Below are 20,626 nucleotides of genomic sequence, written 5' to 3' on the forward strand. Positions count from 1 at the left end.
GCCTGTATGCATTGCGATCACGCAACGCCAGCAACGGCGAATCACCCCACTCAGGCGTTCGTCACCGCTGGCGTCGATCGAGATCGACTTCTACTGTCGCTGGACATGGGTTGGACTCCGGAAAGGTGCTGCGGGCCTGCCGCAGCGGCGCGAGTCTGTGCCTGTTGGCCGCCCGGGTCAACCCCGCGCGCGGGTACCGGCGACAGTGCATTGCGCGCGCATTCCTTTTCGTTGACGGGGCAGCCCCCATAATGAACGCAGCGGCCGGCCCACCCGGGCGGCCGGCCCGGTCTTACCTCAAGGAGCTCCACTTCATGCATGGCGGCGGTCTCGAACTCGCGCTGGTACTGCTGCTGGCCGCAGTGGTGGCGGTGCCCATCTTCAAGAAGTTCGGACTCGGTGCCGTGCTGGGCTACCTTGCGGCCGGCGTGGTGCTGGGCCCGCACGTGCTGGGCTTCGTGCAGGACGCCGACCGCATCCTCAACGCCGCCGAGATCGGCGTGGTGATGCTGCTGTTCCTGATCGGCCTGGAGCTCTCGCCCTCGCGCCTGATGGTGATGCGCAAGCCGGTGTTCGGCGGCGGCACGGTGCAGGTGCTGCTCAGCGCCAGCGTGCTCGGCGGCCTGTTGCTGATGTACCACTTCCACTGGAAGAGCGCGCTGGTGGTCGGCACCGCGCTGGCGCTGTCCTCCACCGCGGTGGGCCTGCAGCTGTTGTCCGAGCACAAGGCGCTGAACAGCGATTATGGCCGCTTCGGCTTCGCCATCCTGCTGTTCCAGGACCTGATCGCGATCCCGTTGCTGGCGGCGATCCCGCTGCTGGGCGGGGTCAAGAACGAAACCCTCACCTGGCAGGACGCGGCCATCGCGCTGGGCGTGCTGGCGGCGGTGATCGTGCTGGGCCGGCCGGTGCTGCGGCGGTTGTTCGCGGTGGTGGCGCGCACGCGCATGCCCGAGGTATTCACCGCTACCGCCCTGCTGGTGGTGCTGGGCACCGCGTGGCTGATGACCGAAGCCGGCCTGAGCGCCAGCCTGGGGGCCTTCGTCGCCGGCGTGCTGCTGGCCGACTCGGAGTTCCGCCACGAGATCGAAGCGCAGATCGAGCCGTTCAAGGGCCTGCTGCTGGGCCTGTTTTTCATCGCCGTGGGCATGGGCATCGACCTGAAGCGGGTCGCCGCCGAACCGGAGGTGATCGCCGCCGGCGTGGCCATCCTTCTAGCGGTGAAGTTCTCGATCCTGGTGGGGCTGGGCCTGGCCGCGCGCATGTCGCTGCGCAGCGCCCTGATGCTGGGCAGCGTGCTGTGGCTGGGCGGTGAATTCGCCTTCGTGGTGTTCAACGAAGCCGAGCGCGCCCTGCTGCTGGGGCGCATCAACCATGACCGGCTGGTGGCCATCGTCAGCCTGTCGATGGCGATCACGCCGCTGCTGTTGCTGGCCCTGCAGCGCGTGCTGCAGCTCAAGCCGGCGCATGCCGCGCCCGAGCGGGCCCCGGATGAAACGCTCAAGGAGGCCGGCGCACAGCGCCCGCAGGTGATGATCGCCGGCATGGGCCGCTTCGGCCAGATCGTGGCGCGCCTGCTCACCGCCCAGCGCATTCCCTACGTGGCACTGGAGGCCGACCCGGACACGGTGGAAGACATGCGCCGTTTCGGCAGCCAGCTGTACTACGGCGACCCGACCCGGCCGGAACTGCTGCGCTCGGCCGGTGCCGAGCACATCCGCGTGTTCGTGATGGCCATGGACGACCCGGACACCAACCTGCGCGCGGTGCGGCTGGTGCGGCGCCTGTACCCCGATGCCAAGATCCTGGCCCGCGCGCGCAACCGCCAGCATGCGTGGAAGCTGATGGACATGTCGGCCGAACCGTTCCGCGAAGTGTTCGGCTCCAGCCTGGAAGCCAGCGAGCGCGTGCTGACCGCACTGGGCATCCCGGCGCATGTGGCCCAGGCGCACGTGCAGCGCTTCCGCGAGCACGACGAGCAACTGCTCAAGGCCCAGCACCTGGTTTACGACGACGAGGCCGCGGTGATGCAGACCTCGCGTGATGCGCGTGCCGACCTGATGCACCTGTTCGAGGCGGACGTGGAGGAAGCGGAGGTCAAGCGCGAAGGCAACGGCGAGTAACGACCGACGGCCTTACCCCTCCCCGGCCCTCCCCTGCTGCGCAAGGAAGGGGGCAAGAGCAACAGCTACCCCTCCCCAACCCTCCCCTTGCCTGCGGCAAAGGGAGGGGGCGGTTCTACTTGAACGGTCAGATCGCGGCACGCCCGTTTCTGCCCCCTCCCTTGCGCAGCAGGGGAGGGTTGGGGAGGGGTCCGCGCTTCACCGCGCAAACAAAAAGCCCGGCATCACGCCGGGCTTCTTGTTGCAGGACACCACGCATCTCATCCGCGATCGCGCAGGAACCGCGCCATCGACGAGACGCCCGGCACCGCCGGCTCGAACTCGCCGGCCACGTCGACGAAACCGCGCATGATCGCGATGTCGCGCGGGCTGCGGTTGATCGCATCGCGCATGTCCGGATCCGCGCCGGCACGCAGCAGGCGCTGCACCAGCAGGGGCAGGCCATGCAGCGCGGCCAGGTGCAGCGGGCCGAAGCCGCGCGGGTCGCGCACGTCCAGCGCCACGTCCTCGTCGAGCAGGCGCTCGACCGCGGCCAGCACCACGTGCTCGTCGCAGGCAGTACCCGGTTCGGCGCGCGCACCCAACAGCAGCAGCAGCGGCGTGACCGTGCCAGCCGAGGCCTGGTCCGGCTCGGCGCCGGCCAGCAGCAGCGTGTCCAGCAGGGCCAGCAGGCGGGTGCGGTCGCGCGAGGTGAAGCCATACAGCGCCGCGCAGTGCAGCGGCGCCAACTGCTGGTCGTCGCCGGCATGCACGTCGGCACCGGCGGTCAGCAGCCGCGCGACGATGTCCGGCAGGCCCAGCGCGGCGGCCAGCATCAGCACCGTCACGCCACCGGGCAGGCGATGTTCCAGCTTGGCACCGGCCGCCAGCAGCGCGGTGACGATGGCGGTCTGGCGCATGCTCACCGCCGCCGACAGCGGCGTCGCACCACTGGCCGCGGCATGCTGCGGGTCGGCTCCGCGTGCCAGCAGCAGGTCGACCACCGCCGCGTGGCCACCGCCGGCCGCACGCAGCAGGCCGGTGCAGCCCTGCGCATCGACGGCGTCGACCGCGAACCCCAGGTTGATCAGGCGGCGCACGGCATCGGCATCGCCGGCCATCGCCGCGGCCGGCACGTCGGCCTCGCGCAGCGCACGCAGCGGCAAGGCCCAGCCGCGCCAGTCCAGCCAGTCGGCCAGGTCACGGCGGCCGCTGGACAGCGCCACGCCCAGCGGGGTCTGGCCATCGGCGGCACGTGCATCCGGCGAGGCACCCTGCAGCAGCAGCTGCTTCAGCGAGGCCTCGCGGGCCAGCGCGGTGGCCAGGTGCAGGGCGGTCATGCCGTGGCTGTCACGGGCTTCGCGGTCCACGCCATTGGCCAGCAGCCACAGCTGCAGCTTCAGCCAGCCCAGGCGCACGGCCAGGGACAGCGCCGGGTCACCGGCCGGCGACGCGCCGAACGGGTCGGCACCGCGCTCCAGCAGTTCCACGGCGAATTGTTCGGTGCCACGCGAGGCGTGGTCATGCTGCACGCAGGCCGCGAGCAGGCGGGTCAGGCCACCGCGACCGGCCGGCGAGACCCCGTGCCTGAGCAGCACCTGCAGGGTCGGCACCGCGTCCACGCCGCGCGAAAGCAACGCGAACATCGGCGTGTCGCCGCAGGCGTCGAGCACGTCCGGGCGCGCACCGGCACCCAGCAGCCAATCCACCACGCGCGGTTGCAGCACCAGCTCCGGGTCATGCAGCAGGCCGCCCAGTTCGTCGGCCGAACACAGCTTGGCCAGCGGCGCCATGCCGTCGACGTTGCCGAACACCAGCGCCTCGCGCAGCAGCGCCAACGGCGCGCGGTCGTTGAGCACCGGCGACACCTCGCCCTGGCTGGCGTCGCCGGAGGCGGCGGCATCGCTGACCGCGGCCGGCAACGGGTAGCCGGGGTCCAGCAGCGAGACGATGCTCCAGCGGCCGGCGGCGGCGGCGTGGTCGATGGCACGGCGTCCATCATTGCCGGCCACGTCGGCGGCAATGCCCAGGTCCAGCAGGCGCCGGACCAGCGCCGCGGACACGTGTTCGGCGCGGCAGGCCAACAGCACCGCGTTGCTGCCGTCGCCATCGACCGCACTGACGTCGGGCTGGTGGGCGAGCAGGCGTTCCAGCACCCCGGCATGGCCCTGCGAGGCCGCGTCCAGCCAGGGCGTGCGGCCGTTGGCATCACGCGGCTCGACGTTGGCGCCGGCGTTGAGCAGGGTTTCGACGATATCGACATGGCCGGCCAGCGCCGACTCGTGCAGCGCGCTACGGCGCTGGCGGTCGCGCGCGTCCAGCCGCGCCTTGTGCTTGAGCAGCAGCTGCACGCCGGCCGGGTCGTCGTCATCGGTGGCCGCGGCGGCGACCAGCACCGGCACGCCATCGACCGGCTCGACCTTGGCACCGCGCTCCAACAGGAACTTGGCCAGGCGCCAGTTGCCGGACTGGCAGGCCACCGCCAGCGGGCTGTGGCCATCGTTGTTCAGCGCGTCGATCTCGGCGGCGGCATCGCGCAGCAGCGCGGCCACGCCCGGGTCCGAGCTGCGCGCGGCGTGGTGCAGCGGGGTGTTACCCTCGGCATCGGTGGCGCGCGGGTCGGCGCCGTTGGCCAACAGCGTCATCACCGCCTCGGGACGGCCGTGCCAGCTGTCGCGGGTCGCCGCCAGCAGCGGGGTCATGCCGCGATGGCTCTGGTTGACGCCGACGCCGCGGCTGATCAGCGCACGCAGCAGGCGCAGGTCCGGCAGTACCGCGGCCAGCACCACCAGGCTGCGCTGGTCGCGCGAATCGGCCGGCGGCTCGGCGTGCGGGTCGGCACCGGCATCCAGCAGCTGCAGCGCGCGGTCGACGCGGCCGCCACGGGCGGCATCGAACAACTGCGGGACCAGCTCGTCCTGCGCGATCGGTTCCAGCGGTGCCGGCGTGGCGGCGGCCTCGGCGAACAGCTCGACGTCGGTGCGCCGTTCCACCCGTGCCTCGGCCACGGCGGCCGGCGATGCGACCTGCATGGCCTGCAGCAGGTGGTGCAGCAGCGGTGCCAGCACCGCGCTGGCGATGGCCAGCGGCCAACGCAGGGAGGTCGGCAGCAGGCCCGGCCAGGCCGGTGCGACGATGGCCGCGCACAGCGCCACCAGGATCGCCGCCGCGCCCAGCCCCTGCCAGGAATCCAGGCCGCGCCCGGCTAGGGCGTTCCACTGCGTGCGCAGCGAGCTGTCCTCGCGCTCCATCGCGTGCCACAACGGCCAGGTGCGCCACAGCGCCAGCACCGCCACGCTGACCGCCACGCTCAGCGCCAGCACCGCGGCCAGGCTGCCGCTGTCATGCAGCGCCGCCAGCGGCCAGGACACCAGCACCGCGACCATCGCCGCGCCACCGGCCCACAGGCCGAGCAGGCCGGGCAGTTCACGCTTGAACAGGGCCAGCGACGGTGCCACGGTGCGGCTGCGCCGCCACCAGGACACCGCCAGCGCGTAGGCCGGCTGTGCCAGCACGCCGCACAGTGCCGCGGCCACGCCACCGAAGCCGGTGAGCAGGGTCAGCACCACACCGATCGCCAGGGCGATCGCGACCGCACGGGTACGCAGGGTTTCAGTCATCGCGGCCGTCGATGCGGGCGATCTTCACCGGTGCCAGCGGTTGCGGCGGGAGCTGCAGGTGGAAACCACGCTCGGCCAGGTTGGCGCGCACCAGCGCGGCATCGACCTGGGCCAGGCGACGTTCGGGGGTCAGGGCAACCTCGAGCACGAAGGTGTACGGGGCCAGCGTTGCGCCCAGCGAGGCCGGGATCGCATCGAAATCATCACGCTTGGCCAGGTAGACGTAGGTGTCCTGCTTGCGTTGGCTTTTATAGACGTAGGCTTGCATGCCAGCGGGCTTGGCCCTGCATGGGAAGCTAATGATTGTGTCGGAAATAGGGCGCTGTTGAAAGGCGTAATCCCTGAAACGTCGGGCATTTAGCGCAACCATTGCATTCATTTTCATCAAAACGACGTGCAGGTCGGCACCGTTCCCGGCCGCCGTCGTCAGCTCGTATCCGGGCGGGCGTCTATATACTCGCGCCCCGTTGATCCCCTGGAAGCCCGCGTGCCTATCGCTGCCACCCCGCCCATCGCTGCCCTGGACATCCTGGCCTACACCGCCACCACCGCGCTGGGCGCGGGCCGGGATGCACAACGCGAGGGGCTGCGTGAACGCCGCAGCGGACTGCGCCGCAACGACTTCGGCAACGCGCCGCTGGACTGCTGGATCGGCCGCGTCGAGGGCGTGGAGGCCGTCGCCCTGCCCGCCCACCTGGCCGAGCTGGACTGCCGCAACAACGCGCTGGCCTGGCTGGCGCTGCAGCAGGACGGCCTGCTGGACGCCGTCGCGCAGGTCGTCGGGCGCCACGGTGCCGGGCGCGTGGCGGTGGTGATGGGCACCTCCACCGCCAGCATCGGGGCCACCGAGGACGCCTATGCGCGGCTGGTCGACGATGCCGACGGCACGCCCCGTTTCCCCCAGGACCTGCGCTACCGCCGGCGCATCCACACCCCGCACTCGCTGGGTGACTTCGTGCAGACCGCCACCGGCCTGCAGGGCCCCTGCGTCACCGTGGCCACGGCCTGTTCGTCCAGCGCCAAGGTGTTTGCCCAGGCCGCGCGCCTGATCGATGCCGGGCTGGCCGACGCCGCCCTGGTCGGTGGCGTGGACACCCTGTGCGGCAGCGTGCTGTTCGGCTTCAACGCCCTGCAGCTGGTCGCGCCGACGCCGTGCCAGCCATTCGATGCGCGCCGGGTCGGGCTGTCGCTGGGCGAGGCCGGCGGCTTCGCCGTGCTGGAACGGGCCGGGGCCGGCCCGGGCACCGGCCTGCAGCTGCGCGGCTACGGCGAATCCAGCGATGCGCACCACATGTCCGCGCCGCATCCGCAGGGGCTGGGCGCACGCCTGGCGATGCAGGCCGCGCTGCAGCGCGCCGGCATCGAACCGGCCGCGGTCGGCTACCTCAACCTGCATGGCACCTCGACCCCGGCCAACGACAGCGTGGAGGCCGCCGCGGTGGCCGCGCTGTTCCCGGACAGCCTGCACGCCAGCTCGACCAAGGGCTGGACCGGGCACACCCTGGGCGCGGCCGGCATCGTCGAATCGGTGTTCGCGCTGCTGGCGCTGGAGCACGGCCTGCTGCCCGGCACGCTCAACAGCGAGATCCCCGACCCGGCCTGCGGCCCGCAGATCCGTTTCGACAATGCACAGGCCGACATCCACTACGCAATGAACAATTCCTTCGGCTTCGGCGGCAACAACTGCTCGCTGGTCTTCGGCAGGGCGCACTGATGCAGGCGCTGCAGGCAACCGTGGAAGGCATCGGGTTCTGGGGCAGCGGCCTGCCCGACTGGGACAGCGCCTGCGCCTGGGTCCGCACCGGGCAGCGCCCGGACGCCCCGCCGGCACGGCCGGCCCCGCAGCTGCTGGCCGCCAACGAGCGCCGGCGCGCGCCGGGCACCGTGGTGGTGGCGCTGGAGGCGGCGCTGGCCGCCTGCCAGGCCGCCGACCGCGCGCCGGATACGCTGTCCTCGGTGTTCACCTCCACCCACGGCGAGCTGTCGATCACCGACTACATGTGCGCCACGCTGGCCGACGACCCGCGCGCGATCTCGCCCACCCGCTTCCACAACTCGGTGCACAACGCCGCGGCCGGCTACTGGACCATCGGCGCCGGCGCGCATGTCCCGGCCACCGCGATCACCGCCGGGCCGTACAGCTTTGCCCAGGGCCTGCTGGAAGCGCTGGTGCAGCTGCATGCCGGCGAGGAGGCGGTGCTGCTGGTGGCCTATGACGGCAGCGCCAGCGGCCCGCTGGCCGAACCGGCGCCCAGCGAAGGACTGCTCGGCGCGGCGCTGGTGCTCTCGCGGGTTCCCTGCGCCGGCCTGCCGTCGCTCACCGTCCACCTGGACGCCTGCGCCGACGCCCCCGTCGCCGACGCCGCGCCCGGTCCGCTCACCGCGCTGCTGCACGGCAATGCCATGCAGCCGATGCTGCCGCTGCTGGAAGCCCTGGCGATGGAAAGCGAACAGGTCCTGCTGCCGTCCGGTCGGCAGCAACAGCTGAGGATCCGCCTGGGCCATGAATGACCCCGTGCCGTTGTCTCCGAACGATGTCGCGGTACTGATCCCGGCACTCAACGAGGCGTTGCGCATCCGCGAGGTCGTGCAGGGCGCGCTGGCGCTGTTCCCGCACGTGATCGTGGTGGACGACGGCTCGGACGATGACACCACCCAGCGCATCGCCGACCTGCCGGTCATCGTGCTGCGCCACCGCCAGCGTCGCGGCAAGGGCGACGCGCTGCGCACCGGGTTCCTGGAAGCCACCCGGCGCGGCCTGCGTGGCGTGCTGACCATGGACGGCGACGGCCAGCATGCCGCCACCGACCTGCCCCGCCTGCTGGCCTGCGCCAACCGCCACCCCGGCTGCATCATCATCGGCGCACGCCTGCGCAAGCGCGCCGCGCAACCGCTGTACCGGCGCCTGGCCAACGCCTTCGGCGACTGGGGCATCGCCTGGGGCACCCATTACCAGGTGGTCGACAGCCAGAGCGGGCAACGCTTCTATCCGGCCGAGGTGATCGCGCTGCGCGACATCCCCGCCGAGGGCTTCGTGTTCGAGGCGCAACTGCTGATTTCCGCCGCGCGGCAACTGGGCACGCGCTGCGTGTCGGTGCCCATCGACTCGCGTTACCGCTGCGCCGGCAGCGACGAACAGTTCCGCCCCAGCCACTTCCGGCCGCTGCAGGACCTGTACCGCATCACCCGCCACATCGTGCTGTTCGCGCTGCGCCATGGCCACGTCTGGCGCGTGTACCGCACCATCCGCGCCAACCCGCCGCTGATCGACGACGCCGACAGCCGCAACTGAGCCGCCGGGCCTCAGCCCATGCCGCCATTGATGCCGATCACCTGGCCGTTGATGTAGCCGGCCGCATCGCTGCACAGGAACGCCACCAGCGCGGCCACTTCCTCCGGCTTGCCGGCGCGCGCGGCCGGCACCGCCTGCTTGATCATCTCCGGCGGGAACGCCTCGGCGGCCATCTCGCCTTCGATCACGCCCGGGGCGACCACGTTGGCGCTGATGCCGCGGCTGGCCATCTCGCGTGCCAGCGAACGGGTCGCGCCATGCAGGCCGGCCTTGGCCGCGGCGTAATTGCTCTGGCCGCGGTTGCCCAGCACCGCCGCCACCGAGGACACGCTGACGATGCGACCCCAGCGCGTGCGTGCCATCGGCAGCAGCAGCGGCTGGGTGACGTGGAAGAAGCCGTGCAGGCTGACGTCGACCACCCGCTTCCAGCGCTGCGCGTCCATGCCGGCCATCGGCGCATCGTCATGGATGCCGGCGTTGTTGACCACGATCTGGATCGGCCCATCGGCCAGCAGGGCCTCCAGCGCCGCCGCCACCGCCTGGCTATCGACCACGTCGAAGGCCACTGCCTGCGCGCTGCCACCATCGGCGTGGATCTGCTCCACCACCGCCTGCGCGCGCGCCAGGTTGGCGTTGGCATGGACGATGACATGCACGCCGTCGGCGGCGAGCCGGCGGCAGATCGCGCCACCGATGTCACCGCTGCCGCCGGTTACCAGAGCACGTCGTTGGGTCATGGGTAGGGGTTCCTGCAGAAAGGTAAGAAGGGAATCACGGCAACCGCAGCATCACCGCCGCACGGCCTTCGGCCAGCAGCCGCTCGCCATGGTGCACGGTGAAGGCGTACTGCTGGCTGCCATCGGCCTCGACCAGCACCTGCGCGTGGGCCAGCAACGGGCCATCCAGGTCATCGATGCGGGCCACGTGCAGCTGCACGTCACGCAGTGCCACCAGCACGCCGGGGGTCACCGCACCGCCACGCGCCTGTGCACGCAGGCCACCGTGCACGGCCATTGCCTGCGCACCGTACTCGCACAGGTGGATCGCCCCCAGCTGCCCGCCGTTGCGCAGCGGGTGCGCGGGATCGCGGTGATTGAAGGCACGCAGCCTGATCTGCTGCGAAGACCAGTCCAGCACCTCGTCCCACAGGCACATCCGGCCCTGGTGCGGCACCAGTTGCAGGATCTGCTCACGCCCCATCATCGGCCTGCTCCTGCAGTGGATGGCGTGACACCAGCAGCGCCAACACGAAATTGCACACCACGCCCAGCGCCACCGTGCTGCCGATCGCGCGCAGCACCGGGATCGAGGACAGGCCCAGCAGGCTGAACACCAGCAGCGTCATCACGCTGCACACCAGCAGGCCGTGCAGCGTGCGCAGCTGGTCGGCGTGGCTGTCGCCGGCATGCTCGAAGAACAGCCCGTAATCCAGGCCCAGCCCGGCGGCCAGGATCAACCCGATCAGGTGGAACAGGTTCAGCTCCACGCCCAGGCCACGCAGCACCGCCAGCACCAGCAGCGTGCTCAGCGCCATCGGCAGCAGTACCCGCACCACCCGGCGCGGCGTGCGCAGTGCCGCCCACACCGTGGCCGACAGCAGCAGTACCGCCACGGCCAGTGCGGCGAGCACGCGCCCGCGGTAATCGGCCACCAGCGATTCGGAGGCGTTCTTCAGGTCCAGCAGCTCACCGCCCTGGGCGCGTGCGGCGGCGGCCAGCGCGGCGATATCGTGCAGGCCACTGAGCGAGACCAACGCGGTGCTGTGCTGTTGCCCCTGCACCAGCAGGCCGCCCACGGCGGTGGCCAGCGGCGTGCCCTGCAGGTCCTGCGGCTGCAGCGCCGGCGCGGCGCGTGCACGTGCGACATCGGCGAGGAACGGCGCGAACGCATCGCTGCGGAACGGCGTATCGGCGACCGCTTCGGCCAGCGCGGTGCGCAGCGTGGCCGCGTCCGGCAGCTGCCGTTGCCGCTGCTGCTGGGTGGCGGCGCTGGGCAGGTAACGCGCGGCCATGTCGTAGCGCTCCAGCGCACCCCTGTCGACCAGTGCATCCAGTGCCGGGCGCAGGCGCTCGCTGGCCTCCAGCGCGGCCTGCACGTCATTGCCGCGCAGGGCGATCACGTAGCGCACGTCCGGCGCGCCCAGCTCGCTGCGCAACTGGGCGTCACGCTGCAGGTCCTGCGGGTCGACCGGGGTCAGCCGGCCCAGGTCGTTCTGCCAGAACGGGCCCGGCGCCCACGACACCACCGCGCCGGCCAGCAGTGCCAGCGCCAGCAGCGACCAGCGCGGCTGTGGCAGGTGCCGGGTGTAGGCCCACACCCGCGCCAGCGGTCTGGAATCGGCGAAGTCGCGCGTGGCCGGGTCGACCAGCGCCGGCAGCACGAACCGGGTGGCCAGCGCCGCGGTGGCCAGGGCGGTGATGGTGAACACCGACAACTGCTTGAGCCCTTCCACCCCGGAGAACAGGAAGGTCAGGTAGGCGATGCAGGTGGCGATCACGCCGGTGCCCAGGGTTGGCCACAGCGCGCGCACGTTGTCCCAGGACGAGCGCCCCGGGCGCTCATGGCTGAAGAAATGGATGGGGTAGTCCTGCACCACGCCGATCAGGGTGAAGCCGAAGGCGATGGTGATGCCATGCACGCCATCAAAGCCCAGTGCCACCGCGGCCAGGCCGGCCAGGCCGGCGCTGGCCAACGGCAGGAAGCCCAGGATCGGCATCTTCCAGCTACGGTAGGCCAGCCACAGCAGCAGGACCATGCCGATCGTGTCGAGCGTGCCGATGGTGCTGGCTTCCCTGGCGGTGCGGTTGCCGATCTTCACCGAGAACGCGCCCGGCCCGCTGAGCTCGATGCGGCTGCCGCTGGTCCCGGCCGCGTGCGTGAACGCTGCCTGGATCGCGTCCACCGCCGCCTGTTGCGCGCCCGGGTCGAAGCCGGCGGCGCGGGTCTGCACCAGCAGCAGTGCCTGGGTGCCGGTGTGGTCGAACCAGACCTCGTCGATGCGTTGCGGCGCGGTGGCCGGTTGCAGCGCTTCGGCCACGCGCAGGAGCTGCAGGGTGGGGTCGGAGGGCAGCAACGGTTCGATCAGGCCGCCGGCCGGCGAGCCCAGGTCCTGCAACCGCGCCTGCAGCTCATCGCCCAGCGTGGCACGGGAGAACGCATCGGCCGGCAGCGCGTGGATCAGGTAGCGATACGGCAACAGGTGTTCGGGGAAAGCCTCCAGCCCGGCCTGCTCGCCATTGGCGACCAGCTCGAACTGCGTGTCGGCGGCCAGCGTGGCGCGCAGTTCGCGCGACTGCGCGGCCAGCTGTGCCGGGCTGGCCCCGGACAATGCCACCAACAGCAACCGCGCGCCCGGGCCTTCGCCCAGTTCATCGAGCAGCAGCTTCTGCGCGGGGGTGCGCGCATCGGGCATGAACTTGCGCAGGTCGCCGCTGACCTGGATGCGCGAACTGATCCAGGCCGTCAGCAGGCCCAGCAACACCAGCCAGCCAATCGCCAGCCCGATGCGTTGCGGCGCGGTCAGCTTCAACGCGCACCACCGGCCTGGCACAGCGCGGCCAATGCGTCGGCCTGGCGCAGGTTGGCCGCCGCCGCGGCGGCACTGCCCAGCAACGTGCGCTGCAGGTCACCGCGCGCCGGCTGGGTCTCGATGCAGCGCAGCTCCTTGCCCTGGCCATGCAGCGTCACCGCGCGCACACGCCGTGCCAGCGCCTCGGCGCGCGGCGTCAGCACCAGCTGCCACTGCTGCGCGCTGCCGGAGGCCTGCAGCCGGTAGGCCTGCTCCAGCCTTGCCAGGTCGCCGGACAACAGCGCGCCGAAACTGGCCTGCAGGTCGGCCAGCTCGGGCACCCGCTGCAGCGAGAACACGCGCGGCGGCTTGCCGCTGCGGTCGATGCTGACCTGGCCATTGGCGATCGTGGTGGTCTCGGCATAGGGCACGCGCACCTGGCGGACCAGCGTGGCCGCATCCGGGCGACGGTACTGGCCTTCCACGCGCAGCGGCTCCTTCAGCAGGGCCGAACCCCGCAGCTCGACGAAGCCGGTCTGGCTCGGCGCCGGCTGCGCGAGCTGGCGCAGGATCCAGCCGGCATCAACCCCGCTGGCCAGCGCCGGTGTCGCCAGGCTCGCCAGCAGCAGGCCGAGCAGGCGGGGACGGAGTTTCGGTTTGCCAGAAATCATAGAAGTTGAACCAGTTGTAGGGAGCACCGTGCAGGTGATGCTCCAGCCTGTCGACGTAACGCTGGATAAGCGCGGTGAGGACGTCTGCGCGCTGCGCGCGCGGGATGTCCACGCGCGCATCGAACGGCTCGAAGCACAGATCGTAGCGATTGCCGCCGCGGTACAGGCCGAAAGCGAGCATCACCGGCGCCTTCAGCACGCTGGCCAGCAACCACGGTGCGGCCGGGAATGGCGCCGGGCTGCCCAGCAGCGGCACCTTGACCACGGCCTCGCCCGGACGCGCGCGGTCCACCAGCAGCGACACCATCGCCCCCTCCTGCAGCGCCTGCTGGATGGCCAGCGCGATGCTCGGCCCGTCCTGCCCGGCATCGATGATGCCGGCGGCCAGCGCCGGGTCCAGCTCGGCCAGCAGCTCGCTGATGGCCGCGTTGTGCGAGATGTCCAGCAGCACCCGCAGCTTCAGGTCCGGGCGCTGCCGCGACAGCGCGCGCAACGCGTCGAAGCTGCCCAGGTGCGAGCCGAACAGCAGTACCCCGCGACCCTGGTCGATCTGCTCCAGCAGCTGCGCGGTGCCTTCGGTACGGATGTCGAACAGCCGCGTGCGCCCGGCCAGCAGGAACACCCGGTCCAGGATGGTCGCGGCGAAGGTGTGGATGTGGCGGGCCACGTCCCAACGGTGCGCGGGCCGACCCAGCGCCCGCTGCAGGTAGTCGCGCGAGGCGCGCCGTTCGCTGCCGCGCACGCAGTAGAAGTAGGCGGTGATCGGGTACAGGCAGGCGCGGGCGATGCCACGCCCGCCGCGCCGGGCGATCAGCCCGATCAGGCGGATGGCACGGCGCCCACCGCCTTCCGGGCGCTGCTTCCAGTCGGCGCCACTCATGCAACGGCCTCGTCAACCAGCACCAGCTCGCCACGCACCAGCACGGTGTCCTCGCGCAGCACGCGGAACTTCCAGCGCGGCGCCTGCCCGTCCAGTTCCACCCGCGCACACTCGCCCGGCAACAGCGGTGCCATGAACTTGACCTGCGGCAGCCGCAGCGCCGCCGGTGCCCGCCCGCTGTCGCGCGCGATGGCCTGCAGCACCTGTTCCAGCACCACCACGCCCGGCACCAGCGGCCGGCCCGGGAAATGGCCGGGCAGGCAGGGATGGTCGGGGGCAATCACGAACTGCATGGCGTCCAGTCGACGGGCCGGGCCGCACAGGATAACGACAGGGCCGCCACTCAGCGCAGCAGGTCGCGCCAGAACACCGGCCCCAGCTGGCCCATCTGGCGCATGAAATCCAGCGCGTTGCGGTAGGGGCGCGTGGGGAACAGCCGCGAGCGCACCGCGTATTCCAGCGCGAAGAAGCCGCCGATCAGGCCCCAGTCGGCGATGTTGGCGCACCAGGACCACTGCTCGTGGGTGACCGGCCACCACGGCTGGAGGCCGAAGGCCGCCAGCAGCCCGTCGGGGACGGCGCTCATCGCCAGCCCCAGGTTGATCGCCGCCAGCAGGCTCAACACCACCGCCCAGGCCGCGGTCAGCCGCCGCGTGTAGCGCTCCAGCACCGCGGTGACCGGCATGCCGGCGCGCTGGTACAGGGCCTGCACGATGCGGCCGATCAGCGGCACCCGGCCGGGCAGCAGCGAGCGGGCAAACCCCCAGGCCACCAGCAGCGGGAACACCACCGGCGGGGCCAGCAGCAGCATCCAGGCCCAGCGCGAGGCCCCCACCCCGTACAGCAGCAGGCCGGAGGTGAGCAGCGCCAGCCACGCCGATGCGCGGCGCCGCGCCAGCGGCTCCAGCAGGCACAGCAGTACCAGGCCGAACAGCGCCAACGCCGCCCAGGCCCCCTCGCTGCGCAGGCTGGCCACGTGCGAGAGCACCGGGTAGGCCAGCAGCAGGATCACGCGCAGTGCCAGCGCCACCGGCCCGTGGCCGGGTTCATGGCTGGCCGGGTTCATGGTGCTCAGGCGGTCTTGTTGGCCTGCACGTGCGCCGACAGCGCGCGCAGCGAGGCGAAGATGCGGCGGTTGTCGTCGTTGTCCGAACGCAGCTGGAAGCCGTAGCGCTTGCTGATGGCCAGCGCCAGCTCCAGTGCATCGATCGAGTCCAGCCCCAGCCCGTCGTTGAACAGGGCCGCTTCCGGGTCGATCTGCGCCGGGTCCACGTCTTCCAGGTTCAGGCTCTCCACCAGCAGCCCTGCCAGTTCGCGTTCGGCTTCGGTTTGTTGCGACATTTCCACTTCCACGACCAAATGAAGCCGCAACGATCCGGCATCGCCGCGCCCAGCGCAACCATGGCCGCAGCGACGCGCAGGCTATCATTGGCCCCTCTGCAAGCCTGATCCACCGTGCAATGACGTCCAAGCTCCGCCACCGCCCCGCCTTCATGTCCCACCTCCCGTCCCGCCCCGCGGGGCGACACGGCGGTGCGCGATGAACGCACGCACCACCCCGGCCCAGGTGGCGGCACTGGACGTGGATTACGTCGACCCGGCGCGCCTACCGGAGCTGCTGGCCGACGAGCACGTGCTGGCGATCTTCGGCTTCCAGGCCGGCGACACGGCACCGCCGACCGACGACCCGCGCTACCTGCAGGTCGGCCTGCAAGCGGTGGGAACGGCACTGCTGGAGGTCTGGCGCAGCCCGTACCCGGTCAGCCGCGGCCGCGATGCCGAGGGCATGGCCTGGGCCAGCGATGGCGCGCTGATGTTCGGCGCGATGCAGGTGGTCGAGGCCGCGCACGGCGGCATCCGCAACGCCGCCGAGCATGCCTACACGCACCTGCTGGCGGCCCTGCCCGCGCAGGGCTACCCGCACCTGCTGCGCATCTGGAACTACATGGATGCCATCATCGAGGGCGAGGGCGACCAGGAGCGTTACCGCCAGTTCTGCGTGGGCCGCGCCCGGGGCATCGGCACGATCGATACCGGCACCCTGCCGGCCGCCACCGCCATCGGCCGCGTCGATGGCGTGCGCGTGCTGCAGGTGTACTGGCTGGCCGCGCGCGTGCCCGGCACGCCGCTGGAGAACCCGCGCCAGGTCAGCGCCTACCACTACCCGCGCCAGTACGGCCCGCAGTCACCGAGCTTTGCCCGCGCCATGCTGGCCGCGGCCGGCAGCCGGCTGCCGCTGCTGCTGTCCGGCACCGCCAGCGTGGTCGGCCACGCGACCCTGCACGGCGACAGCACCGAGCGCCAGCTGCAGGAAACCTTCAACAACTTCGAGGCGCTGATCGGCGCGGCGCGGCGCCATCGTCCGGGCTTGCCGGAGCAGTTCGGCCACGGCAGCCGGCTCAAGGTGTACGTGCGCAACCTTGACGAGGTTGCCGATGTGCGCCGGATGCTGGCGCAACGCCTGCCCGCCGACCTGCCCTACCTGGTGCTCAATGCGGTGGTGTGCCGGCACGACCTGCGCGTGGAGATCGACGGCGTCCACGACGCCTGAGTGTTGTCACCCGGGGCGGCGCAGGTCACTGCCCCAGCAGGGCCAGCACCGCATCGCGCGGCAGCTTGCCGGTTTCATTGCGCGGCAGCACGTCCACCTTGCGCAGCGGGCGCGGCAGGAACACCGGGTCCATCAACGCACGCAGATCGCGCAGGATGTCCGCTTCCTCGCGCTCGGACACCACCAGCGCGGCGATGCGGCCCACCGCGTGGCCGGGTTCGGCGGCCAGCTGCACCACCACCGCGTCCCGCACGCCCGCCACTGCCTGCAGCTTGCGGGTCAGGTCGCCCAGCGAGGCGCGCTTGCCGGCGATTTCCAGCAGGTCCGCGCGCCGGCCACGCAGCACGAAACGCTGCGCCGGCAGCAGCTCCACCAGGTCGGCCAGCTGCACCGGCGCGGCCAGGTGCGCGGCCTGCACCAGGGTGCCGTCCGGTTGCGGGCTCAGCCGCACGCCCGGCAGCAGCTGCCAGGCCGCCTCCAGCGCGGTGCGGCGGCGCGCGATGATGCAGGTTTCGGTCGAGCCGAACATTTCCCGCACCTCGGTGCCGAAGCGCTGCTCGGCGGCGATGGCCAATGCCTGCGGCAGCGGTGCGGTGGCGGTGACGATGCCGGCCAGCGGCGGCAGCGACACGCCCGATTCCACCAGTGCCTTCAGGTGCACCGGGGTGGTGACCAGCAGGCGCGGGGCGGCCACGCCGGCCAGCGCCTGCGCCACGTCCTGCGGGAAGAACGGCCTCCCGGCCTGCAGCGTCGCCGGTGCCAGCAACGGCATCAGCACTGCCATCTCCATGCCGTACATGTGCTGGGACGGCACCGTGGCCACGATCGACGGCTGCGCCTGGCCCCACAGGTCCTGCAGCGCGGCCAGGTTCTGCGCGGTGCTGGCCACGAATGACCCCCAGTGCTTGGGGTTGGCCGTCGGCACGCCGGTGCTGCCGGACGTGAAGCCGATCGCCACGCGCTGGTCGGCGGCCAGCGCCGGCGGCGCGCCCTCGGCCACCGGCAGCACCTCGGGCAGCATGACGCAACCCTCGGGCAGCTGCCCGGTGTCGGTATCGGCCAGGCAATAGGCATCGGCGTGGCGCTGCATCACGTCCTCGACCACCGCCCGCGCCCGCGACGGCGGCAACAGGTTGACCTGCCCGCGCACGGCCACCGCGCAGAACGCGACCAGGAAGCGATAGCGGTCCTCGCACAGGTTGACCACGTGCGCGCCGGCCGGCAGCCACGCGGCCAGGCCGCGCACCTGCGCCAGGAAGGTGTCCAGGTCCACCTGCATGCCGGCATGGGCGGCGATCAGGCGCCCGCCGTCACCCACGGCAAGCGGTAGGGACGGACGCGGAACGGACACCGGGACATGCGACATGCGACTGCGACAACCTCTGTGGTGACACGGGCGCGGTGCGCCCGGCGGGCGGCCAGCTTGGGCGCAGCCCGCCCCGCTGGCAAGCCCGCGCGGTTCAGTGGTAGCCGGTGCCGGCGGTGACCTTGCCGCGGAACACGCGATACGACCACACCGTGTAGCCCAGGATCACCGGCAGCAGCAGCACCAGCCCGACCATGCTGAAGCCCAGCGACGAGGTCGGTGCGGCGGCCTGCCACAAGGTCATCGACGGCGGCAACAGGTACGGCCACATGCCCAACACTAGCCCGATGAAGCCCAGCACGAACAGCGCCAGCGTCAGCAGGAACGGGGGCAGGTCGCGACGCGGGTGCATCACGCTGCGCCACAGCGCCGCGGCCACCCCCAGGGTCAGCAACGGCACCGGCGCCAGCCACCAGAAGTTGCCATCGCTGAACCAGCGTTCCATCACCCCGGACTGCAGGAACGGCAGCCAGGTGCTGACCAGGCCCATGAACACGATCACCGCCACCGTCAGCGGCCGCGCCAGCGAGCGTGCCAATGCCTGCTCGCGGCCTTCGGTTTTGAGGATCAGCCAGGTGCTGCCGAGCAGCGCGTAGCCGGTGACCACCGCCGCGCCGGTCAGCATCGAGAACGGGCTGAACCAGCCGAACGCACCGCCGACGTAGCGGCCATCCTCCACCGGCAGGCCCTGCACCAGCGCCCCGAGGATCACGCCCTGCGCGAACGAGGCCAGCAGCGAGCCCAGCGCGAACGACACGCTCCACAAGCGCCGCGAGCGATGCGCCTTGAAGCGGAACTCGAACGCCACCCCGCGGAACACCAGCGCCACCACCAGCAGCAGCACCGGCAGGTACAGGCCGGACAGCAGCACCGCGTAGGCCTTGGGGAACGCCGCCAGCAGGCCGGCGCCACCGAGCACCAGCCAGGTTTCGTTGCCGTCCCAGATCGGCGCGGCGGTGTTCATCATCACGTCGAGCTGCTGCTCGTCTTCGGCGAACGGCGCCAGCACGCCGATGCCGAGCACGAAGCCGTCCAGCACCACGTACATCAGCACACCGAAGCCGATCACCGCGAACCATGCCACCGGCAGCCAGGTCGTCATGTCCATGTCAGCGGCCCTCCAGCGGTTCGTCGGCACCGGACAGCGGGCGCGCCGGCGTCGGCAGCGCCTCGTCGCCGGGCGGATGCGTGTCCGGGCCATGGCGCAGGATCTTGACCAGGTACCAGATGCCCCAGCCGAACACGAACAGGTAGCCGACCACGTAGACCGCCAGCGACAGCACCGTCATCCACACGCTCTGCGGCCCGACCGCATCGGCGGTGCGCAGCAGCCCGTACACCACCCACGGTTGCCGGCCCATCTCGGTGACGAACCAACCGGCGACCAGCGCGACGAAGCCGCTGGGCAGCATCCAGTTCCAGCCACGCAGCAGCCACCTGGACTGCAGCAGCCGGCCGCGCCACAACTGCAGCGCCGACAACCACGCCACCACCAGCATCAGCGTGCCGATGCCGACCATGATGCGGAATGCGTAGAACACCGGCACCACCGGTGGCCGCTCGCTGGCCGGCACCGAGGTCAGCGGCGCGAACGTGCCGTCCACGCTATGGGTCAGGATCACGCTGCCGAGCTTGGGAATGGCGACTTCGAAGTCGTTGCGCTCTTCCTTCTCGTTGGGCACCGCGAACACCACCAGCGGCACGCCTTCGCCGGGCGCGGTGTCGTGCCAGTGCCCTTCCATCGCGGCGATCTTCATCGGCTGGTGCTCGAGCGTGTTCAGCCCGTGCATGTCACCGGCCAGGATCTGCAGCGGCACCGTCAATGCGGCGAACACCACCGCCGCGGTCAGCATCTTGCAGCCGGCTTCGAGGTGCACGCCGCGGCGCAGGTACCACGCGCCCACGCCACCGATGACGAAGCAGGTGGTGATGAACGAGCCCAGCGCCATGTGCGCCAGCCGGTACGGGAAGGACGGGTTGAACACCACCTGCCACCAGTCCTGCGGATGCACGATGCCATCGACCAGCGTGTAGCCGGCCGGCGTGTGCAGCCAGCTGTTGGAGGACAGGATCCAGAACGTGGAGAACAGCGTGCCCAGCGCCACCATGCAGGTGGAGAAGAAGTGCAGGCGCGGCGACACCCGGCCCCAGCCGAACAGCATCACGCCCAGGAAGCTGGCTTCCAGGAAGAACGCGGTGAGCACTTCATAGGTGAGCAGCGGGCCGATCACGGTGCCGGCCACTTCGCTCAGGCGCGGCCAGTTGGTGCCGAACTGGAAGGCCATGACGATGCCGCTGACCACGCCCATGCCGAACGACACGGCGAAGATCTTCTGCCAGAAGAAGAACAGTTCACGCCACACCGTGTTGCGCGTGCGCAGCCAACGCCATTCGACGAATGCCAGCCAACTGGCGGTGCCGATGGTGAAGGCCGGGAACAGCACATGGAAACTCACGACGAACCCGAACTGGATCCGTGACAGCAATAGCGCGTCCACGCCGGCCTCTCGCTTCTGGAAACTGGTCCATTTTGGTCCTGTATTCGTGAAGACCGGATGTGACCGGTTGTCGCAGTGCGTCAATCGGTCGCAGCGAGGCCCGTTTCCACGCTCCCCTTTATTTTGCGAAGCAAATCC

18 protein-coding genes are annotated in these 20,626 nt (G+C 71.1%); 5 read left to right on the plus strand and 13 right to left on the minus strand.

Going from position 1 to position 20,626, the window contains the following annotated elements:
* Positions 1 to 314 precede the first annotated feature (314 nt).
* On the plus strand, positions 315 to 2,123 hold the full coding sequence (locus tag AC06FE_RS06980; RefSeq protein WP_313253581.1) for a monovalent cation:proton antiporter-2 (CPA2) family protein: 1,809 nt from the start codon (positions 315 to 317) through the stop codon (positions 2,121 to 2,123).
* 260 nt (positions 2,124 to 2,383) lie between these two features.
* Here the strand turns inward: AC06FE_RS06980 and AC06FE_RS06985 are convergent, their stop codons facing one another.
* The gene (locus AC06FE_RS06985; RefSeq protein ID WP_478072621.1) at positions 2,384 to 5,722 is read right to left on the minus strand and encodes an ankyrin repeat domain-containing protein; all 3,339 of its coding nucleotides are present in this window, start codon (positions 5,720 to 5,722) and stop codon (positions 2,384 to 2,386) included.
* Positions 5,715 to 5,990 carry a YcgL domain-containing protein gene (locus tag AC06FE_RS06990; RefSeq protein WP_132863820.1) on the minus strand — a complete coding sequence of 92 codons (276 nt, stop codon included), beginning with the start codon at positions 5,988 to 5,990 and terminating at the stop codon, positions 5,715 to 5,717. The genes AC06FE_RS06985 and AC06FE_RS06990 overlap by 8 nt, the downstream gene beginning before the upstream one ends.
* 243 nt (positions 5,991 to 6,233) lie before the next feature.
* On the opposite strand from AC06FE_RS06990, the gene AC06FE_RS06995 reads away from it, so the two are divergent.
* Genes AC06FE_RS06995 through AC06FE_RS07005 form a run of 3 tightly spaced genes read left to right on the plus strand, consistent with a single transcriptional unit; the run spans position 6,234 to position 9,014 of the window.
* A complete protein-coding gene (locus AC06FE_RS06995) occupies positions 6,234 to 7,436 on the plus strand; it encodes a beta-ketoacyl-[acyl-carrier-protein] synthase family protein (RefSeq protein ID WP_478072676.1) in 1,203 nt (400 codons plus the stop codon).
* On the plus strand, positions 7,436 to 8,233 hold the full coding sequence (locus tag AC06FE_RS07000) for a beta-ketoacyl synthase chain length factor (RefSeq protein ID WP_478072622.1): 798 nt from the start codon (positions 7,436 to 7,438) through the stop codon (positions 8,231 to 8,233). Before AC06FE_RS06995 ends, AC06FE_RS07000 begins: the two co-directional genes overlap by 1 nt.
* Positions 8,226 to 9,014 (plus strand): glycosyltransferase family 2 protein, encoded by a 789-nt coding sequence (locus tag AC06FE_RS07005; RefSeq protein WP_478072623.1) that lies wholly within the window; start codon positions 8,226 to 8,228, stop codon positions 9,012 to 9,014. Before AC06FE_RS07000 ends, AC06FE_RS07005 begins: the two co-directional genes overlap by 8 nt.
* 11 nt (positions 9,015 to 9,025) lie before the next feature.
* Here the strand turns inward: AC06FE_RS07005 and fabG are convergent, their stop codons facing one another.
* The 8 genes from fabG to AC06FE_RS07045 are packed head-to-tail and all read right to left on the minus strand — an operon-like array spanning position 9,026 to position 15,414.
* Positions 9,026 to 9,751: a 3-oxoacyl-ACP reductase FabG gene (gene fabG / locus AC06FE_RS07010; protein WP_478072624.1), complete on the minus strand. Its 726-nt coding sequence runs from the start codon at positions 9,749 to 9,751 to the stop codon at positions 9,026 to 9,028.
* 34 nt (positions 9,752 to 9,785) lie between these two features.
* On the minus strand, positions 9,786 to 10,217 hold the full coding sequence (locus AC06FE_RS07015) for a hotdog family protein (protein WP_478072625.1): 432 nt from the start codon (positions 10,215 to 10,217) through the stop codon (positions 9,786 to 9,788).
* Positions 10,204 to 12,564: an MMPL family transporter gene (locus tag AC06FE_RS07020; RefSeq protein ID WP_478072626.1), complete on the minus strand. Its 2,361-nt coding sequence runs from the start codon at positions 12,562 to 12,564 to the stop codon at positions 10,204 to 10,206. Before AC06FE_RS07020 ends, AC06FE_RS07015 begins: the two co-directional genes overlap by 14 nt.
* Positions 12,540 to 13,193 (minus strand): LolA-related protein, encoded by a 654-nt coding sequence (locus AC06FE_RS07025; RefSeq protein WP_478072627.1) that lies wholly within the window; start codon positions 13,191 to 13,193, stop codon positions 12,540 to 12,542. Before AC06FE_RS07025 ends, AC06FE_RS07020 begins: the two co-directional genes overlap by 25 nt.
* Positions 13,105 to 14,073 carry an LpxL/LpxP family acyltransferase gene (locus AC06FE_RS07030; RefSeq protein WP_478072628.1) on the minus strand — a complete coding sequence of 323 codons (969 nt, stop codon included), beginning with the start codon at positions 14,071 to 14,073 and terminating at the stop codon, positions 13,105 to 13,107. The genes AC06FE_RS07025 and AC06FE_RS07030 overlap by 89 nt, the downstream gene beginning before the upstream one ends.
* Entirely contained in the window at positions 14,070 to 14,366 is a 297-nt protein-coding gene (locus tag AC06FE_RS07035) for a beta-hydroxyacyl-ACP dehydratase (protein ID WP_192287075.1), read from the minus strand. The genes AC06FE_RS07030 and AC06FE_RS07035 overlap by 4 nt, the downstream gene beginning before the upstream one ends.
* Positions 14,367 to 14,416: 50 nt before the next feature.
* Positions 14,417 to 15,139, minus strand: coding sequence for a ketosynthase (locus AC06FE_RS07040; protein WP_478072629.1), 723 nt, complete (start codon positions 15,137 to 15,139; stop codon positions 14,417 to 14,419).
* Between the two features lie 5 nt (positions 15,140 to 15,144).
* Entirely contained in the window at positions 15,145 to 15,414 is a 270-nt protein-coding gene (locus AC06FE_RS07045; RefSeq protein WP_132863836.1) for a phosphopantetheine-binding protein, read from the minus strand.
* Between the two features lie 199 nt (positions 15,415 to 15,613).
* On the opposite strand from AC06FE_RS07045, the gene AC06FE_RS07050 reads away from it, so the two are divergent.
* Entirely contained in the window at positions 15,614 to 16,624 is a 1,011-nt protein-coding gene (locus AC06FE_RS07050; RefSeq protein WP_313253613.1) for a chorismate transformation FkbO/Hyg5 family protein, read from the plus strand.
* A 25-nt stretch (positions 16,625 to 16,649) separates the two neighbouring features.
* Here the strand turns inward: AC06FE_RS07050 and AC06FE_RS07055 are convergent, their stop codons facing one another.
* The 3 genes from AC06FE_RS07055 to AC06FE_RS07065 form a co-directional block, all read right to left on the minus strand.
* Entirely contained in the window at positions 16,650 to 17,990 is a 1,341-nt protein-coding gene (locus AC06FE_RS07055; protein ID WP_446540912.1) for an AMP-binding protein, read from the minus strand.
* A gap of 94 nt (positions 17,991 to 18,084) precedes the next feature.
* Positions 18,085 to 19,098 (minus strand): cytochrome d ubiquinol oxidase subunit II, encoded by a 1,014-nt coding sequence (gene cydB / locus AC06FE_RS07060; protein ID WP_313253618.1) that lies wholly within the window; start codon positions 19,096 to 19,098, stop codon positions 18,085 to 18,087.
* A 1-nt stretch (position 19,099) separates the two neighbouring features.
* The gene (locus tag AC06FE_RS07065; RefSeq protein ID WP_478072630.1) at positions 19,100 to 20,488 is read right to left on the minus strand and encodes a cytochrome ubiquinol oxidase subunit I; all 1,389 of its coding nucleotides are present in this window, start codon (positions 20,486 to 20,488) and stop codon (positions 19,100 to 19,102) included.
* Positions 20,489 to 20,626 lie beyond the last annotated feature (138 nt).

This window comes from Stenotrophomonas sp. Steno-C18, assembly GCF_056393195.1.

What these genes read in the sequence shown, in the direction of transcription:
- AC06FE_RS06990 (WP_132863820.1), bottom strand. Translation starts at nt 5,990, where the DNA reads ATGCAAGCCTACGTCTATAAAAGCCAACGCAAGCAGGACACCTACGTC.
- AC06FE_RS07045 (WP_132863836.1), bottom strand. Translation starts at nt 15,414, where the DNA reads ATGTCGCAACAAACCGAAGCCGAACGCGAACTGGCAGGGCTGCTGGTG.
- AC06FE_RS07040 (WP_478072629.1), bottom strand. Translation starts at nt 15,139, where the DNA reads ATGAACCCGGCCAGCCATGAACCCGGCCACGGGCCGGTGGCGCTGGCA.
- fabG (WP_478072624.1), bottom strand. Translation starts at nt 9,751, where the DNA reads ATGACCCAACGACGTGCTCTGGTAACCGGCGGCAGCGGTGACATCGGT.
- AC06FE_RS07050 (WP_313253613.1), top strand. Translation starts at nt 15,614, where the DNA reads ATGAACGCACGCACCACCCCGGCCCAGGTGGCGGCACTGGACGTGGAT.
- AC06FE_RS07025 (WP_478072627.1), bottom strand. Translation starts at nt 13,193, where the DNA reads ATGATTTCTGGCAAACCGAAACTCCGTCCCCGCCTGCTCGGCCTGCTG.
- AC06FE_RS07055 (WP_446540912.1), bottom strand. Translation starts at nt 17,990, where the DNA reads ATGTCGCATGTCCCGGTGTCCGTTCCGCGTCCGTCCCTACCGCTTGCC.
- AC06FE_RS07000 (WP_478072622.1), top strand. Translation starts at nt 7,436, where the DNA reads ATGCAGGCGCTGCAGGCAACCGTGGAAGGCATCGGGTTCTGGGGCAGC.
- AC06FE_RS06985 (WP_478072621.1), bottom strand. Translation starts at nt 5,722, where the DNA reads ATGACTGAAACCCTGCGTACCCGTGCGGTCGCGATCGCCCTGGCGATC.
- AC06FE_RS06980 (WP_313253581.1), top strand. Translation starts at nt 315, where the DNA reads ATGCATGGCGGCGGTCTCGAACTCGCGCTGGTACTGCTGCTGGCCGCA.
- AC06FE_RS07035 (WP_192287075.1), bottom strand. Translation starts at nt 14,366, where the DNA reads ATGCAGTTCGTGATTGCCCCCGACCATCCCTGCCTGCCCGGCCATTTC.
- cydB (WP_313253618.1), bottom strand. Translation starts at nt 19,098, where the DNA reads ATGGACATGACGACCTGGCTGCCGGTGGCATGGTTCGCGGTGATCGGC.
- AC06FE_RS07005 (WP_478072623.1), top strand. Translation starts at nt 8,226, where the DNA reads ATGAATGACCCCGTGCCGTTGTCTCCGAACGATGTCGCGGTACTGATC.
- AC06FE_RS07015 (WP_478072625.1), bottom strand. Translation starts at nt 10,217, where the DNA reads ATGATGGGGCGTGAGCAGATCCTGCAACTGGTGCCGCACCAGGGCCGG.
- AC06FE_RS07030 (WP_478072628.1), bottom strand. Translation starts at nt 14,073, where the DNA reads ATGAGTGGCGCCGACTGGAAGCAGCGCCCGGAAGGCGGTGGGCGCCGT.